Origin of the sequence: Eudoraea algarum, from assembly GCF_050589645.1 — a bacterium.
In the GTDB taxonomy this organism is placed as follows: Bacteria; Bacteroidota; Bacteroidia; order Flavobacteriales; family Flavobacteriaceae; genus JBNGOQ01.
On the sequence record NZ_JBNGOQ010000004.1, the window covers coordinates 648,623 to 664,088 of the forward strand.

General features: G+C 47.1%; 16 protein-coding genes. 15 read left to right on the plus strand and 1 reads right to left on the minus strand.

The genetic code is table 11. The features are described 5' to 3' along the window. The first annotated feature begins 11 nt into the window (after positions 1–11). Positions 12–956 carry a GSCFA domain-containing protein gene (locus tag ACRD67_RS18050; RefSeq protein ID WP_430968625.1) on the plus strand — a complete coding sequence of 315 codons (945 nt, stop codon included), beginning with the start codon at positions 12–14 and terminating at the stop codon, positions 954–956. A gap of 10 nt (positions 957–966) precedes the next feature. Continuing rightward, positions 967–1,614 (plus strand): DUF4230 domain-containing protein, encoded by a 648-nt coding sequence (locus tag ACRD67_RS18055; protein ID WP_430968626.1) that lies wholly within the window; start codon positions 967–969, stop codon positions 1,612–1,614. On the opposite strand, the gene ACRD67_RS18060 is transcribed toward ACRD67_RS18055, so the two are convergent. Next, the gene (locus ACRD67_RS18060) at positions 1,567–3,330 is read right to left on the minus strand and encodes an aromatic amino acid hydroxylase (RefSeq protein WP_430968627.1); all 1,764 of its coding nucleotides are present in this window, start codon (positions 3,328–3,330) and stop codon (positions 1,567–1,569) included. The genes ACRD67_RS18055 and ACRD67_RS18060 overlap by 48 nt on opposite strands. Before the next feature lie 117 nt (positions 3,331–3,447). Here ACRD67_RS18060 and ACRD67_RS18065 point away from each other — a divergent pair, with 117 nt between their 5' ends. The 13 genes from ACRD67_RS18065 to ACRD67_RS18125 all read left to right on the plus strand — a co-directional run bounded on the left by ACRD67_RS18065 (position 3,448) and on the right by ACRD67_RS18125 (position 15,457). Beyond that, positions 3,448–4,017 (plus strand): TetR/AcrR family transcriptional regulator, encoded by a 570-nt coding sequence (locus ACRD67_RS18065; RefSeq protein WP_430968628.1) that lies wholly within the window; start codon positions 3,448–3,450, stop codon positions 4,015–4,017. A 69-nt stretch (positions 4,018–4,086) separates the two neighbouring features. Further along, positions 4,087–5,160: a 1,2-phenylacetyl-CoA epoxidase subunit PaaE gene (paaE, locus tag ACRD67_RS18070; protein ID WP_430968629.1), complete on the plus strand. Its 1,074-nt coding sequence runs from the start codon at positions 4,087–4,089 to the stop codon at positions 5,158–5,160. Positions 5,161–5,215: 55 nt separating this feature from the next. After that, positions 5,216–6,172 (plus strand): 1,2-phenylacetyl-CoA epoxidase subunit PaaA, encoded by a 957-nt coding sequence (paaA, locus tag ACRD67_RS18075; RefSeq protein WP_430968630.1) that lies wholly within the window; start codon positions 5,216–5,218, stop codon positions 6,170–6,172. Positions 6,173–6,229: 57 nt separating this feature from the next. Next, complete coding sequence (gene paaB / locus ACRD67_RS18080; protein ID WP_430968631.1) at positions 6,230–6,514, plus strand: 1,2-phenylacetyl-CoA epoxidase subunit PaaB; 285 nt, start codon at positions 6,230–6,232, stop codon at positions 6,512–6,514. A gap of 41 nt (positions 6,515–6,555) precedes the next feature. Then, positions 6,556–7,311 carry a 1,2-phenylacetyl-CoA epoxidase subunit PaaC gene (paaC, locus tag ACRD67_RS18085; protein ID WP_430968632.1) on the plus strand — a complete coding sequence of 252 codons (756 nt, stop codon included), beginning with the start codon at positions 6,556–6,558 and terminating at the stop codon, positions 7,309–7,311. Between the two features lie 6 nt (positions 7,312–7,317). Further along, positions 7,318–7,818, plus strand: a complete 501-nt coding sequence (gene paaD, locus ACRD67_RS18090) for a 1,2-phenylacetyl-CoA epoxidase subunit PaaD (protein WP_430968633.1) — start codon at positions 7,318–7,320, stop codon at positions 7,816–7,818. A 6-nt stretch (positions 7,819–7,824) separates the two neighbouring features. Further along, entirely contained in the window at positions 7,825–8,610 is a 786-nt protein-coding gene (locus ACRD67_RS18095; protein ID WP_430968634.1) for an enoyl-CoA hydratase-related protein, read from the plus strand. Positions 8,611–8,616: 6 nt separating this feature from the next. Beyond that, the gene (locus ACRD67_RS18100) at positions 8,617–9,792 is read left to right on the plus strand and encodes a 3-hydroxyacyl-CoA dehydrogenase NAD-binding domain-containing protein (protein WP_430968635.1); all 1,176 of its coding nucleotides are present in this window, start codon (positions 8,617–8,619) and stop codon (positions 9,790–9,792) included. Positions 9,793–9,807: 15 nt separating this feature from the next. Then, complete coding sequence (locus ACRD67_RS18105) at positions 9,808–10,215, plus strand: PaaI family thioesterase (RefSeq protein WP_430968636.1); 408 nt, start codon at positions 9,808–9,810, stop codon at positions 10,213–10,215. A gap of 88 nt (positions 10,216–10,303) precedes the next feature. After that, positions 10,304–11,512, plus strand: a complete 1,209-nt coding sequence (gene pcaF / locus ACRD67_RS18110; RefSeq protein ID WP_430968637.1) for a 3-oxoadipyl-CoA thiolase — start codon at positions 10,304–10,306, stop codon at positions 11,510–11,512. 54 nt (positions 11,513–11,566) lie between these two features. Further along, positions 11,567–14,059 (plus strand): phenylacetic acid degradation bifunctional protein PaaZ, encoded by a 2,493-nt coding sequence (paaZ, locus tag ACRD67_RS18115; protein WP_430968638.1) that lies wholly within the window; start codon positions 11,567–11,569, stop codon positions 14,057–14,059. 21 nt (positions 14,060–14,080) lie between these two features. Further along, positions 14,081–14,833 (plus strand): enoyl-CoA hydratase/isomerase family protein, encoded by a 753-nt coding sequence (locus ACRD67_RS18120; protein ID WP_430968639.1) that lies wholly within the window; start codon positions 14,081–14,083, stop codon positions 14,831–14,833. Positions 14,834–14,860: 27 nt separating this feature from the next. Continuing rightward, on the plus strand, positions 14,861–15,457 hold the full coding sequence (locus tag ACRD67_RS18125; protein WP_430968640.1) for an acyltransferase: 597 nt from the start codon (positions 14,861–14,863) through the stop codon (positions 15,455–15,457). The last annotated feature ends 9 nt before the right edge of the window (positions 15,458–15,466 follow it).

The following is a 15,466-nucleotide window of genomic DNA, read 5'->3' on the forward strand; positions in this document are numbered from 1 at the left end:
GAGCTCCAAAGATGAAATTACAGACCAAAATTCTGCTCAACAGACCGGTCAACCCGATTGACTACCATAGTGAAGTACTCCTTTTAGGCTCTTGTTTTGTGGAGAATATGGGCGCCAAATTGAATTATTTTAAGTTCAAAACCGAACAAAACCCCTTTGGAATCTTGTTTCACCCAAAGGCCATTGAAAAGCTCATAGCGGATGCTGTCCTGGAAAAAAGTTACACGGAAAGCGATATCTTCTTTCATCAGGAACGATGGCATTGTTTTAATGCCCATTCCGATTTGAGCAATGTTTCCAGGGAGGCCTTATTGAACAGATTAAACACCGCCCTCACCACCACCCGGGAGTACCTGCAGCAGGCTTCCCATATCATCATTACGTTGGGAACGGCCTGGGCCTATCGCCTTCTGGATTCTGGGGATCTGGTGGCCAACTGCCATAAGGTTTCCCAGAAATCCTTTGCAAAAGAACTCCTTTCCATACCCGCTATTGTTGAAAGTTTGGAAAAAAGCAGGGCGCTTATTTTGGGAATCAACCCAAAGGCCACGATTCTTTACACCGTGTCCCCTGTACGACATCTTAAGGATGGCTTTGTGGAAAACCAACAGAGCAAGGCCCATCTGATTGCGGCCATTGGCCAAGTACGGTCAACGAGGGAGGAGTATTTTCCTTCTTATGAGCTTATGATGGACGAACTGCGCGATTACCGTTTTTATGAAGCCGACATGGTCCACCCCAATGCACTGGCCATTGCTTATATCTGGGAAAAATTCAGGTCGGTTTGGATTGCGGAAAGTGCCTATCAAACAATGGACCAAATTGAAGAGATACAAAAAGGGTTGGGACACCGGCCGTTCCATCCCGATTCCGAACAGCACAAGCGGTTTTTGACATCGCTCCAGGATAAAATTACGTATCTTAAGAAGGGATATCCCTATATAAAATTCGATTGATATACAAGGTATGAGGAAAGTATTGGTGGGTATGGTGGTTGCGCTGGCGGGGGTCCTGATTTTCCGCTCCTGCGCAAATGACAAACGGGACAAGGAAATATTGGTAGAGAACACCATGCTTATTCAACAAGAGATAACAAAGGTGTCCAAATTGATCGTGACCGAAGGCCATTTTGCAGAAGTATACAATTACAGGGATTCCCAAGAGTTATTTGGTTCAATGATACGGGCAAATAAGAAGGCTTTGGTAGTAGTAAATGCCGAAGTTACCGTGGCCTACGATTTGGGCAAGATCGGGTTCCATGTAGATGAAGCCCACAAAACCCTTAACATTCTTGAAATTCCAGAGCCGGAAGTAAAGATCAATCCCGATTTTGAATACTACGACCTTACTTCTGACTACTTTAATCAGTTCAGCGCAGAGGATCACAATAAAATAAAAGATAATATAAACGCTTCCTTATCTAGAAAGATCGAGGCTTCGTCCCTGAAAACAAACGCGGAAAACCGTTTGTTGAGCGAACTTGCCAAGTTTTATGTCCTTACCAGTTCCATGGGGTGGACCTTGACCTATAAGGAAAATCCCATTTCCGATCTTGATGACTTAAAACTAACGAACCGCAAGCTCATCGACCAGGGTCACACCATAATCGATTAAAGGCCCTAGTTGGGGATTGTTTTGTTTTATAACTTCCAAATGGGCAGCAAGGGAAGCACTAAGGTTTTCTTCGTTGCCTGTCTTGGTCAATTCGTACAGCTCTACAGCGAGGAGCCAATCGTTGGGATGATGTTCCCGTAAGCTTTTAAATAATGCCCTGACTTCATCCCAATCCATTTCAGCGCTGCTGCGCATGTCCCGTACCTGTTGATAGAGCTGCTCCAACGCCAATGTCCTTGAGTCTTTCTTGACTTTTACCGTTTTGGTTTTTGAAACCTGATGGAGGTCATCAAAGGACCTAAAGTCTGCCGATCCGGCGTAGGCCGAAATTACGGAGGAACCTATGGCCAGGTCAAACGTACCGTATTCCGGTTTAAACAGCACCTCATCTTTATAGGTCACAGTGCAATCCTCAAATTGGATCAGGATCAGTTTCCCGTTCACGTTCCGTATGCCGGTAATGTTCAATCCTTCTACGGTAATACCGCTTTCATATTCAAAGGAAATGCGCTTGCCGTCGTAGAAATTATAGGCCTTTAGATCCCGCGGACCCATATTTTCGATGGCCAGGTTAATGCCCTTCAATTTCCCGATAGGCGAACTAAACCCATGGGCATGAGCGGCTATACCATGGCCTATAAGTTCCTTTTCCCTGTTGGCCAGAGCCGTAGGTCCCTCGGTTTTGAAGAAAACGACCTGGTTGTCCTCGTCCGTGATCATTTGGGTAAAGACACCTGAAATTTGTAGGCCCGTATTCAATTCTATGGTGCCCAATTTCTTGGAATCGATTAATTTCTGCAGCCCCCTAAAGCCGCCTTTGCGCAGGGCCAGGCCGTTGGAAAATTCCTCCAATACCTCCATCAAATAAGCAAAATCCGGAGTTACATAAAGTTGGGGCTGAGGTTTGGTGATGTCGAATTCCTGCTGGGCCGCTGCCACGGTGTAGGGTATCTTTTGCACTTCATCGGTTAAACACCACTGGCTCTCCCCTATGGAAGATAGTAAACCTGCTCCATAGATTTTTGGGCGCTCCAATGGGCCTATCAACCCGTACTCTACCGTCCACCAGTGTAAGTTTCTAATTTGGGCCATTTCCGAAAGCGGCACTTTTTTGTTTTGGAGCGTGTTTACTTCCTGCTCCGCTGCTTCAATAGCCTTAGGGGTAGCGTTTGGCGCTTCTTTAAGAATGGATAGTTTGCGAACCGCTTCGTAGACCTCGTTGTCATGTGAGGACAATATTGCCTTTGCCCCAATTTCCCCAAATCTTCTCAGGTATTCGGCATAATCGGGATTGGCAATAATAGGGGCATGACCAGCCGCTTCGTGAATGATATCAGGGGCCGGGGTATAGGTAATATGCTCCAACTGCCGAATATCCGAAGCAATGACGAGCACTTTATAGGCTTGGAACTCCATAAAGGCATTAGGTGGGATAAAACCATCTACGGCAACAGCGGCCCAACCGATTTCCTTTAGTATACGGTTCATACCGTACATGCTGGGAATGTTGTCTATGGTAATCCCCGACTTTTGTAAGCCCTCTCGGTACGATTCATGGGCCACACTGCTCAAATAGGAGACATTTTTGCGCATCACATAGCGCCATACCGCCTGATCTATTGGAGAATAATCTTCATAATCCTGGGGTTTAATGAATTGTTTAAGATGAAGAGGGAGCCTGTCCAGTAGTGGATTTGACTCAATTGCTATGCCCATGGAACCTTGCCGTTTTGATCTAAGAGACATCACAAAGCTATGAATTAATCGGGATGTGATGAGCGTTGGCCACGGTATTATTTTATCCACTAAATTTGGGAACACTATAGCGCTATTATGAGAGCAGAAACCAGAAAGGACGAAATTGTAAAAACTTCGGCAAAACTCTTTAAGGAAAAAGGATACAGTGCGGTAACCATGCGGGACATAGCCAAGGCCATGGGCATCAAGGCAGCGAGTCTGTACAACCATATCAGTTCCAAGCAAGATATCCTTATTGCCATCATCATTGCCCTGGCCGAGGAATTTACGGCGGGCATGGGAACCATCAAGAAGGCCAAGGCGAACAGCTTGGAAAAATTGGAGCAAATTGTGGCCCTGCATGTGGATATTACCAGTAGAAATACTGATGGCATGGCTTCATTAAACAATGATTGGATGCACCTAGAAGAACAGCAGCAGTACTATTTAAAACTACGGCTCGACTATGAAGATGATTTTAGAAATGTCATTCAGGAGGGAATCAAAAATAAAGAGATTATAGAAGCCAATGCAGAAATCATGCTGTTTTCCATGTTGTCTACCCTGCGCTCCCTATATCTGTGGATACCCAAGAAGGAAGATTTGGAAGCTGAAAAACTGGGGACAGAACTGAGCAAGGTGTTGATAAATGGAATTAACCCCTAATTTTTTGTAATTTATTTCGTAAATTTGCTACTGAAACTAACAATTGTTAGTTTGAAGATTGTAAGCAAAATGGCAAATTTTCATCAGGTAAAAATTGCGGATATTTATAAGGAAACCAAGGACTGTTCCGTGATTACACTGGATATTCCGGAGCATCTCAAGGATGCCTTTGCATTTAAACAGGGACAACACCTCACACTGCGAAAGACCATCGACGGTGAAGACGTGCGCCGCTCCTATTCCCTCTGCTCAAGTCCCCTGGAGGGTCAATGGCGGGTTGCGGTCAAACAAATACCTGGAGGCGTGTTTTCTACCTATGCCAATACGGAGTTGGATGCAGGTGACGCCCTGGAAATTATGGAACCCACCGGACACTTTTATGTGGATATAGAGCCCAAAAGGGCAAGGAACCATATCGCCTTTGCCGCAGGAAGCGGCATTACGCCCATTCTTTCGATAATAAGGACGCACTTGTTACAAGAGCCCCATAGTACGTTCAAATTGTTTTACCTTAACCGAACGGTGCAGTCCATAGTCTTTAAGGAAGAGATAGAACAGCTAAAAAACCATTTTTTTGGAAGGTTCGAAATTTTTTATTTCCTGACCAAGGAGCAAAGGGACATCCCGTTTTTTAACGGGCGCTTTACGTCTGAAAAGCTACAGACCTTAACGAAGACTTTTATCGATGTGCCGGATACCGATACCTGTTTTATCTGTGGGCCCCAAGAGATGATTTTTTTGATCCGCGACGAGTTGACCGCTGCGGGTATGCCCGAAGATAGGATACATTACGAGTTGTTTTTCTCCGGGGACAGTCCGGACAAGGATCGGCATATTGCCGAAATATTGGAACATAAGGCCGAAGGTACCGAAGTGACCGTTATTGACGGCGGAAAGGAATTCCATTTTACCATGGATGACACCCATGATACCGTCCTGGATAGTGCACTTGCCGCCGGTGCCGATCTGCCTTTTGCCTGCAAGGGAGGAGTGTGTAGTACCTGCAAATGTAAACTTGTAGAAGGGTCCGTGGAAATGAAGGTCAATTACGCTTTGGAGGAAGATGAGGTAAAGAAAAATTTTATTTTGGGGTGCCAGGCCGTCCCGACCACCAAAAAGCTAATTGTGGATTTTGATGTTTAGTAGAATGATAAGGCCTGGTGATTACCATAAACCGAATTTTGTATAACCATATAGTATGAGTGAAGCGCAGATAAAGGATTTGGAAGCACAGTTTGAAGCACGCATAGCGCGCGATGAAAAAATTGAACCCAAGGATTGGATGCCCGAAAAGTATCGAAAGACGCACATTCGGCAAATATCACAGCACGCACATTCCGAAATTGTGGGCATGTTGCCCGAAGGCAATTGGATTACCCGTGCACCTTCCCTTAGACGCAAGGTAGCCCTTTTGGCCAAGGTACAGGATGAGGCCGGTCATGGCCTATACCTGTACAGTGCTTGCGAGACCTTGGGAATTTCACGTGAGGAGCTCTATGAACAACTGCATACCGGCAAGGCAAAATACTCCAGTATTTTTAATTATCCTACCGTTACCTGGGCCGATATCGGCGCCATAGGTTGGTTGGTAGATGGCGCGGCCATTATCAATCAAGTGCCTTTGTGCAATACCTCTTACGGACCATACGCCAGGGCCATGGTACGGGTATGTAAGGAAGAAAGTTTTCACCAGCGCCAAGGTTTTGAAATTATGATGAAATTGGCACAGGGGTCACCGGATCAAAAAGAAATGGCGCAGGACGCGTTGAACCGCTGGTGGTGGCCATCCCTGATGATGTTTGGGCCAACCGATGCGGAATCGGTCCACACGGAACAGTCCATGAAATGGAAGCTTAAGCGCAAGACCAATGATGAGCTGCGTCAACAATTTATAGATCAGACCGTACCTCAGGCCGAACTGATCGGCTTGACCGTTCCCGACCCCGATTTAAAATGGAATGAAGAGGGAGGACACTATGATTTTGGAAAAATCGATTGGGATGAGTTTTGGCAGGTGGTAAAAGGACATGGACCCTGTAACAGGGAGCGCATGAATGCCCGGGTTGGGGCCTGGGAACGCGGACAATGGGTCCGGGATGCCGCCATGGCCCATGCAGAGAAAAAACAAAGTAGAAAAACAAAAAAAGTAGGATAAACAAGGCCTTGCACACATCCGTTCTTCAAGACAGGTGAACGCAAGGGAGAAAACGTTATGAAGAAAAATTGGCCACTTTGGGAAATATTTGTACGTAGCAAAAATGGATTGGAGCATCGCCACTTTGGCAGTCTGCATGCCGCAGATGCGGAAATGGCATTGGAAAACGCCCGCGATGTCTATACCCGTCGAAATGAAGGGGTAAGCATTTGGGTAGTGGAATCCAAACATATTACGGCATCCAATCCGGATAACAATGGAGAGCTGTTTGAACCGGCTCAGGACAAAGTATATCGTCATCCAACATTTTATAATTTACCCGATGAGGTAAAACACATGTAATTGGACTTGAAACCAAAACATCTCATTATTGAAATCGTAGTATGAGCAATAATTTTTTATACCAATATGTCCTGGGCATCGCGGATAACAGTCTTGTACTGGGACAACGCTTGGGCGAGCTATGTGGCCATGGACCCAATTTGGAAACCGATATTGCCTGCACCAATATTTCCTTGGATCTATTGGGACAGGCCAGGAGCTATTTTCAGTACGCGGCCCAACTCAAAGGAGGAGATGCCAAAGAGGACGATATTGCTTTTTTAAGGACCGAAAGGGAATATGTGAATGTGCTATTGGTAGAGCAACCCAACACCGATTTTGCCTATACCATAGGTCGGCAGTTCTTGTTTGATGCATTTCACCTGCTATTTTTACAGGAACTGCAGCACAGCCACGATATCACCATATCGGCCATTGCCAAGAAAGCGATCAAGGAGGTAAGTTATCATTATCGTTTTTCATCCGATTGGGTGAAACGCTTAGGGGATGGAACCGAGGAAAGCCGCTTAAAAATGCAAAACGCGATCAACGACCTATGGACCTATACGGACGAATTGTTTCATCAAACGGAAGCGGATAAGGCCATGATCGTAGAGGGTATCGGAGTGGATACCGCTAAGTTAAAAGAAGCGTACTACCATGCACTTACCGAAATTTTGAAGGAGGCCACCTTGGACATTCCCGAATCCAAATGGTTTCAAAAAGGAGGGAAGAATGGGGTACATACCGAACATATGGGGTATTTATTGAACGATTTGCAATATATGCAGCGTACCTATCCCAATTTGGAGTGGTAAGAGGAGATGACAGCCGAAAAAGTATACATAGCGGAGCAATTGATTCCAATTCTGGAAAAGGTATCGGATCCCGAAATTCCGGTATTGTCCATTCTGGAGATGGGCGTTGTGCGCTCTGCGCTTATCGAAAATGATAACGTCAAGGTACAGATTACCCCTACCTATAGTGGGTGTCCGGCCATGGATGTTATTGGTGACGATATCATATCGGCTTTGAACAGGGCAGGGTACCAGGCCAAAGTAGAGTTGGTGCTTACCCCGGCCTGGACCACCGACTGGATAACGGAAAAAGGACGTCGGGCCTTGGAAGATTACGGCATAGCGGCACCCTTGGGAGCCGAGGCCGATAAGGAAGCGCTCTTAGGGCATAAAAAAATAGTGAAGTGCACCAATTGCGGTTCCCGGAATACCAGACTGGTAAGCCAGTTTGGATCCACCGCCTGCAAGGCGTTGTTCCAATGTATAGATTGCCAGGAACCGTTTGATTATTTTAAGTGCTTAAAATAACAAAATATGGGGAGTGATTCGATTGAATTTAAAATTGAAAACAACATAGGGTATCTTGCCCTGAACCGGCCAGAAGTATTCAACAGTTTCAATCGTGAAATGGCGTTGAACTTTCAGGATAAACTGGATCTTTGTGAAAAAGATGAGACCGTAAGGGCCATAGTCCTCACCGGAAACGGGAAAGCGTTTTGCGCTGGTCAGGACCTTAAGGAAGTTACAAGCCCTGAGCTAAATCCTGGATTTCAGAAAATATTGGAAGAGCACTATAACCCGATCATTTCCCGAATCAGGACCATTGAAAAACCCATAATCGCGGCGGTAAATGGGGTGGCTGCCGGTGCAGGGGCCAATATTGCCCTGGCCTGTGATGTGGTAGTGGCCCATGAGGGAGCAAGCTTCATTCAGGCGTTCAGCAAAATAGGACTCGTTCCCGATAGCGGGGGTACCTTCCTTTTGCCCCGATTGATTGGTTTTCAAAAGGCTTCGGCCCTGGCCATGCTGGGCGACAAGGTAAGTGCTGAAGAAGCGGAACGTCTGGGGATGGTCTACAAACAGGTGCCTTCAGAGGAATTTCAGGAAGTGGTTGATAAATTGGCCCATAAAATGGCCCAAATGCCCACTAAAGCACTAGGTGCGATAAAAAAACTCTTTAACGAATCCATGACGAACAATTTGCAATCGCAATTGGCCTTGGAGTCCAAATATCAGATAGAAGTGTCCCAAAGTGAAGATTACAGGGAAGGTGTGGCCGCTTTTATGGAAAAAAGAAAACCTGAATTTAAAGGAAAGTAAAAACGGATGAAGGTAGGAATATTAGGTGCTGGGACCATGGGAAGTGGTATTGCGCAGGTAGCGGCCACTTCTGGTTGCCGGGTAAAACTGTACGATACCAATCGTAGCGCTTTGGACAAAAGCCAAAAGGCATTGGAAAAAGTACTTTCCCGACTTATCGACAAGGGACGTATGGATGCTGCGGAAAAATCTAGGATCCAGGGAAATATTTCCTATGTAGATAAGCTAAAGGACTTGGGCGATTCTGAACTGACCATTGAGGCCATCATTGAGGATTTAGGAATAAAACAAAGCGTTTTTGCCGAATTGGAAACCTATGTTTCAGAAAATACCATCATAGCAACAAATACCTCCTCCCTATCGGTAACCTCCATTGCAGCGTCCCTGGAACGACCGGAACGCTGTATAGGCATTCACTTTTTCAATCCCGCACCGCTCATGAAATTGGTAGAGGTGATTCCAGCGGTACAGACCACGACCCCTGTGTTGGATACCACGGTGCAACTTATTACGGATTGGAAGAAGACGGTGGCAGTGGCCAAGGACACGCCCGGCTTTATCGTAAATCGTGTAGCACGGCCTTTTTATGGGGAAGCACTCCGTATCTACGAAGAGGGAATCGCTGATTTTACTATTATAGACCAGAGTATGAAGACTTTGGGCGGATTTCGGATGGGACCTTTTGAACTGATGGATTTTATTGGCAATGATGTCAATTATGTGGTCACGGAGACCGTTTTTAAGGCCTTTTATTCCGACCCACGCTATAAACCGTCGTTTACGCAGAAACGCTATTCAGAAGCAGGCTATTTGGGAAGAAAAACAGGTCGGGGATATTATCATTACGATGAAAACGGAAAAAGAGTGGACGAATCATCTACCCCGTCGAGTGTAGTCGAGACGGCTTTGAACGAAACTATTTTCAATCGGGTCCTGGTGATGTTGATGAATGAGGCGGCGGATGCGCTGTTCTTAAACGTGGCCTCGGCCGAGGATATTGACAATGCCATGACCAAGGGGGTAAACTATCCGAAGGGATTATTGGCCTGGGCGGACGAAAAGGGAGTGGCTTGGTGTGTTGATAAAATGGACGGCCTCTATAATGAATATCACGAGGATCGTTATAGGTGTAGTCCCTTGCTACGTAAAATGCAACGGGAGGGAAGGCGATTTTTTGAGTAAAACAAACTGGTTGGGATGAAGGGAGAACACATACCGCATAAAATGCTGGGCCTTGACGCCTTTAGCACTTGGTTGGGCATCGAAATTTTGGAGTCCCACATTGGCCGTTGCAGAGTGGGAATGACCGTTAGAAGGGAAATGCTCAACAGTATGGGCAAGGCCCATGGGGGCATCAGCTACGCCCTGGCGGATACCGCCTTTGGCTTTGCGGCAAATTCCCATGGGAAATATGCGGTGTCCATCGAAACCTCGGTGAACCATATCGAGGCTTTGGAGGAGGGCGATTATATTGAAGCGGAATCCGTGATAGAAAAGGTAAATACCAAAGTGGGTTTTAATGTGATCGAGGTAAAGCGGGGCGATGAGCTCGTGGCCTTGTTTAAAGGCGTGGTGTACCGGACCCATAAAGATTGGGAGGGATAGAATATGAAGTAATAGGGAATCCATGGAAAGATTTCCAGCATACAATAGAACAATAAGTAAATAAAAACTGCTTTAGCAGACAGTACATATGAAAGACTCGTTTATAATAGATGGCGTCCGAACGCCAATCGGAAGTTACCACGGTACACTCTCAAAAGTGCGAACGGACGATTTGGGCGCCCTGGTCATCCGGGAGTTGGTGGCGCGTAATCCAAACATCCCAAAGGAAGCCTATGATGATGTGATTATGGGGTGTGCCAATCAGGCCGGCGAGGATAACAGGAACGTGGCAAGGATGAGCCTTTTATTGGCCGGACTGCCCTTTACCGTTCCTGGGGAAACGGTGAACCGGCTCTGTAGCTCCGGTTTGTCCGCTATTATCCATGCCAATAGAGCCATTAAGGCCGGCGATGGGGATATTTTCATCGCAGGAGGGGTAGAGCATATGACCCGGGGGCCCTATGTAATGTCCAAACCTTCCAGTGCCTTTGGCAATGATTCCAAAATGTACGATTCCAGTTTCGGGTGGCGATTCATCAATCCCAGAATGCAAGAGCTTTACGGAACCGACGGGATGGGAAATACAGCTGAAAATCTGGTCGAAAAATACGATATCTCCCGAGAAGACCAGGATGCCTTTGCCCATTGGAGCCAAATGAAGGCTGCCAAGGCCCAGGAAAATGGGCGATTGGACAAGGAAATTGTTACGGTAGAGATTCCCCAACGAAAAAAAGACCCCATTCAGTTTTCTCTGGACGAATTTGTTAAACCCGGGACCACCAAGGAGGTTTTGGCAAAACTACGCCCGGCCTTCAAAAAAGAAGGAGGTAGTGTTACGGCGGGCAACTCATCCGGTTTGAACGATGGCGCAGCCGCTACCATCATCGCCTCGGAAGATGCTGTAAAAAAATATGAGCTAAAACCTATGGCAAGGATCTTAAGCTCTGCTGTAGTGGGTGTGGAACCTAGAATTATGGGCATCGGCCCGGTGCAGGCGGCTAATAATGCTTTGCAAAAGGCAGGCTTGACCATGGATGATATGGATGTGATTGAGCTGAATGAGGCTTTTGCGGCTCAGGCTTTGGCGTGTACGCGGGCATGGGGATTGGCCGATACCGACCCTAGGTTAAACCCCAATGGGGGTGCCATTGCCATAGGACATCCTTTGGGCGTTACGGGCGCGAGAATTTGTTATTCGGCGGCCCTGGAACTGCAGGAGACCCAAAAGAAATACGCCCTGGTGACCATGTGCATCGGGGTAGGGCAGGGCTACGCTGCCGTAATTGAACGTGTTTAATTAAAATAACCCATGAATTCCCGCTGCAAAGGATAGTGGGTCAGGGTAGGAATTATGAAAAAAATACAACACTACGTATCAGGAAAATGGACAGAAGGCAAGGACAAAGGCCATCCCGTATATGATGCCATAACAGGTGAGTTGATTGCAAATGTTGCGACCGACGGATTGGATGTTCCGGAAATCCTACAGTACGGCAGAACAAAGGGTGGGGAGGTGCTGCGCAAAATGACTTTTCAGGAACGGGGCAATATGCTCAAAAAACTGGCTTTGCACCTCACTAAAAAGAAAGATGCCTTTTATGAAATTAGCTATCGGACCGGAGCCACCAAAGTGGACAGCTGGATCGATATCGAAGGAGGATTTGGGAATTTGTTTGCCAATGCCTCCTTGCGAAAGTTGTTCCCCAACCAGCCCTATCACGTGGAAGGGGAGCCCATTGATTTATCGCGCGGCGGACGTTTTATGGCCCATCATATCATGGTGCCCAAAAAGGGGGTGGCGGTTCATATAAACGCTTTTAACTTTCCGGTCTGGGGCATGTTAGAAAAATGTGCGGTCAATTGGATGGCTGGGGTTCCAGCGGTCGTATTGCCCGCACCCTCATCGTCCTATTTGGCCGAGGCCGTGGCACGTGAAATTATTAATTCAGGGATTTTACCCGAAGGCGCCTTACAGATCATCAATGGAACGGTAAAGACCATTTTGGATACCGTAGAATCCCAGGATGTAGTGACCTTTACGGGTTCCGCCTCCACCGGCCGATTGCTCAAGGCGCACCCTAGGATCATTCAAGAGGCCGTGCCCTTTACCATGGAGGCCGATTCACTAAATGCCGCCGTTTTGGGGGAAGATGCGGTTCCAGGCACGCCGGAATTCGATATTTTCATCAAAGAGGTGCGCAAGGAGATGACCGTGAAATGTGGTCAAAAATGTACCGCGATACGACGCATTATCGTACCCGAAAAACTTATCGAGGATGTTCAGATCGCCCTGGGGCAGCAATTGGATAAAGTTACTATCGGAGACCCCAGGTTAAAGGAGGTCCGGATGGGATCCCTGATCAGTAGGGAGCAGGTGGAAGAGGTAAGGAACAGTGTTAAGGATATCGCCAAGGAGGCGCAGATCGTATACGGCAATCTGGACACCATTGAGACCCTTGGGGCCGATGCCAAAAAGGGGGCTTTTATAAGCCCCATCCTGCTACGCGAGGATAAACCCTTTGCCAACCACGCGGCACACACACGGGAAGCCTTTGGCCCGGTAAGTACCCTGATGCCCTATAAAACTTTGGAAGAGGCCATTACATTGGCACAAATGGGAAAAGGATCCCTTGTGTCTTCCATAATGACCTATGATAACGCCATTGCCAAGGAGTATGTGGTAGAGGCAGCTAGTCACCACGGGCGTATTTTGGTATTGAACCGTGAGAATGCCAAAGAGAGCACAGGACACGGATCACCCTTGCCTACCTTGGTACACGGTGGCCCTGGCCGGGCCGGTGGCGGGGAGGAAATGGGAGGCCTTCGCGGTGTAAAACACTATTTGCAGCGCACGGCAGTGCAGGGATCCCCTACCACCCTAACCGAAATTACTGGAATTTATCAACCTAAATCCGCCTATAAAGAGGCAGCACAACATCCGTTTAAATACCACTGGGAGGATATAGAACCCGGAATGTCCCTAAGGACCCATATGCGTACCATTACCGATGCGGACATCGTGAATTTTGCCAATCTGACGTGGGACCATTTTTATGCGCATACGGATATCACTTCCTTGGACGGTAGCATTTTCGAAAAAAGAACGGCACACGGGTATTTTATTCTGGCCGCAGCAGCAGGCCTGTTCGTATATCCGAATAAAGGACCTGTAGCGGCAAACTACGGTTTGGAGGATTGTCGTTTTTTACGACCCATCTACCACAACGATACGGTCTATGTGCGGTTGACCTGTAAACAAAAGATAGAACGGGATGTCCGAGGGCCAGAATTGCCCAGCGGCATTGTGAAGTGGTATGTGGAGGTGTTTGATACGGAAGACGAACTGGTGGCCATTGCCACTATTTTGACCATGGTGCAAAAGAAAAATCCTTTTGCCGTCATCAATAAGAAAAGCATACCGGCCTATTTGAAAAAACTTACGGAAGATGCCAAACCCGAATGGGGCTCGGCAAGTGCGCAGCGTATGGTGGAACATTTGGAGTTTTCCCTGAGGATCGCTTCGGGCGAGATTCAGGATTTTGAAATAACGACCCCCGAGGATATCTTGGAAAAGGTGCACGATTCCCTGTACAATCACAGGCCCATGCCCAAACATTACGATTTTCCCTTGGCCGATAGAACAAAGAACCTGATACACCCGGATCTGGAGACCGCCAAAGTAAAATTGTTGGAAGCCTATGATGAATTCGAGGCCTATTTCAAGGAGCATCCGCAAGCTACCACAACACATGTGGTCTTTGGGGTGCTAAACAAGTTCGAATGGGATTTGGTACATACCAAACATCTGAATCACCATTTTTCCCAGTTTGGGCTTTTAGAGTAGAAAATTAACCAGTTAACAGCTTTGATGGAACCCTACGTAAAACAACATATAGCAAACGGCATCGGATATTTGGAATTCTTTCATCCGGCCCATAACTCCTTACCAGGAGATATTTTGGCGCAGTTGGCCCAGACCATTACAGCCGCCGGAAACAATGCGGAGATTAAGGTAGTGGTGCTAAAAAGCGGGGGTGATCGCACCTTCTGTGCCGGGGCCAGTTTTGAGGAATTGGTCAATATCAATGATGCCGAGACCGGTAAGGTGTTTTTTTCGGGTTTTGCCAATGTGATCAATGCAATGCGCAAATGCCCCAAGTTCATCATAGGGCGTATACAGGGAAAAACCGTGGGCGGAGGTGTTGGTTTGGCTTCGGCAACGGATTATTGCATGGCCACCAAGTTCGCGGCCATCAAATTAAGTGAATTAAACGTGGGCATAGGTCCCTTTGTGGTAGGGCCTGCGGTGGAACGCAAGCTGGGATTGAGCGGTATGTCACAGATCGCTATGGACGCCAATAACTTCTACCCCGCGGAATGGGCCAAGGAAAAAGGCTTGTTTACAGAGGTATATGCGGATATGGAAACGCTGGACGAAGCGGTGGAAGTCTTTGCACAAAGGCTGTGCACCTACAATCCGGAGGCCATGAAAGAAATGAAACAGATGTTCTGGAAAGGCACGGAAGATTGGGACAATTTGTTGGCAGAACGTGCAGCCATAAGCGGACGTTTGGTATTGAGTGCGTTCACCAAGGAGACCCTAAAGAAGTTTAAATAATAGACCATCAAAATTTGATATGCGTATATGATCTACAGCTTTAAAGGATACATCCCGGTGGTACACGAAAGCAGTTTTGTGCATCCCTTGGCCGCGGTCACGGGCAATGTCATTATTGGCCGGGACTGTTACATAGGACCTGGAGCGGCGATTCGGGGCGATTGGGGACAGATTGTACTGGAAGACGGGGTCAATGTACAGGAGAACTGTACGGTACATATGTTTCCTGGAAAGTCTATCGTACTCAGGGAAAGCGCGCATATAGGACATGGAGCCATTATCCATGGAGCGAATATTGGTCGCAACGTTTTGGTGGGGATGAATACGGTGATTATGGACGATGCGCAAATTGGGGACGAATGTATTATCGGTGCCATGACCTTTGTAAAGGCAGAAACCGTAATCCCTGAACGAAGTATGGTGGTAGGTAACCCGGCAAAGGTGATCAAGAAGGTCACGGACGAAATGGTTGCCTGGAAAACCAAGGGCACGGAATTGTATCAGCAATTACCGGCGGACTGTCACGACAGTTTAAGGGAAGTGAAGCCCTTGCGGGAAATCCCGGAAGGAAGGCAAAAGCAAGAAACGTTTTATGAAACCTTGCGCGATTTTATGAAGAAATAAGCAGCTTTG

Bases quoted from the DNA above. Each gene is read 5' to 3' on its own strand.
- ACRD67_RS18050 (WP_430968625.1), top strand. From the start codon at position 12: ATGAAATTACAGACCAAAATTCTGCTCAACAGACCGGTCAACCCGATT.
- ACRD67_RS18055 (WP_430968626.1), top strand. From the start codon at position 967: ATGAGGAAAGTATTGGTGGGTATGGTGGTTGCGCTGGCGGGGGTCCTG.
- ACRD67_RS18060 (WP_430968627.1), bottom strand. From the start codon at position 3,330: ATGGGCATAGCAATTGAGTCAAATCCACTACTGGACAGGCTCCCTCTT.
- ACRD67_RS18065 (WP_430968628.1), top strand. From the start codon at position 3,448: ATGAGAGCAGAAACCAGAAAGGACGAAATTGTAAAAACTTCGGCAAAA.
- paaE (WP_430968629.1), top strand. From the start codon at position 4,087: ATGGCAAATTTTCATCAGGTAAAAATTGCGGATATTTATAAGGAAACC.
- paaA (WP_430968630.1), top strand. From the start codon at position 5,216: ATGAGTGAAGCGCAGATAAAGGATTTGGAAGCACAGTTTGAAGCACGC.
- paaB (WP_430968631.1), top strand. From the start codon at position 6,230: ATGAAGAAAAATTGGCCACTTTGGGAAATATTTGTACGTAGCAAAAAT.
- paaC (WP_430968632.1), top strand. From the start codon at position 6,556: ATGAGCAATAATTTTTTATACCAATATGTCCTGGGCATCGCGGATAAC.
- paaD (WP_430968633.1), top strand. From the start codon at position 7,318: ATGACAGCCGAAAAAGTATACATAGCGGAGCAATTGATTCCAATTCTG.
- ACRD67_RS18095 (WP_430968634.1), top strand. From the start codon at position 7,825: ATGGGGAGTGATTCGATTGAATTTAAAATTGAAAACAACATAGGGTAT.
- ACRD67_RS18100 (WP_430968635.1), top strand. From the start codon at position 8,617: ATGAAGGTAGGAATATTAGGTGCTGGGACCATGGGAAGTGGTATTGCG.
- ACRD67_RS18105 (WP_430968636.1), top strand. From the start codon at position 9,808: ATGAAGGGAGAACACATACCGCATAAAATGCTGGGCCTTGACGCCTTT.
- pcaF (WP_430968637.1), top strand. From the start codon at position 10,304: ATGAAAGACTCGTTTATAATAGATGGCGTCCGAACGCCAATCGGAAGT.
- paaZ (WP_430968638.1), top strand. From the start codon at position 11,567: ATGAAAAAAATACAACACTACGTATCAGGAAAATGGACAGAAGGCAAG.
- ACRD67_RS18125 (WP_430968640.1), top strand. From the start codon at position 14,861: ATGATCTACAGCTTTAAAGGATACATCCCGGTGGTACACGAAAGCAGT.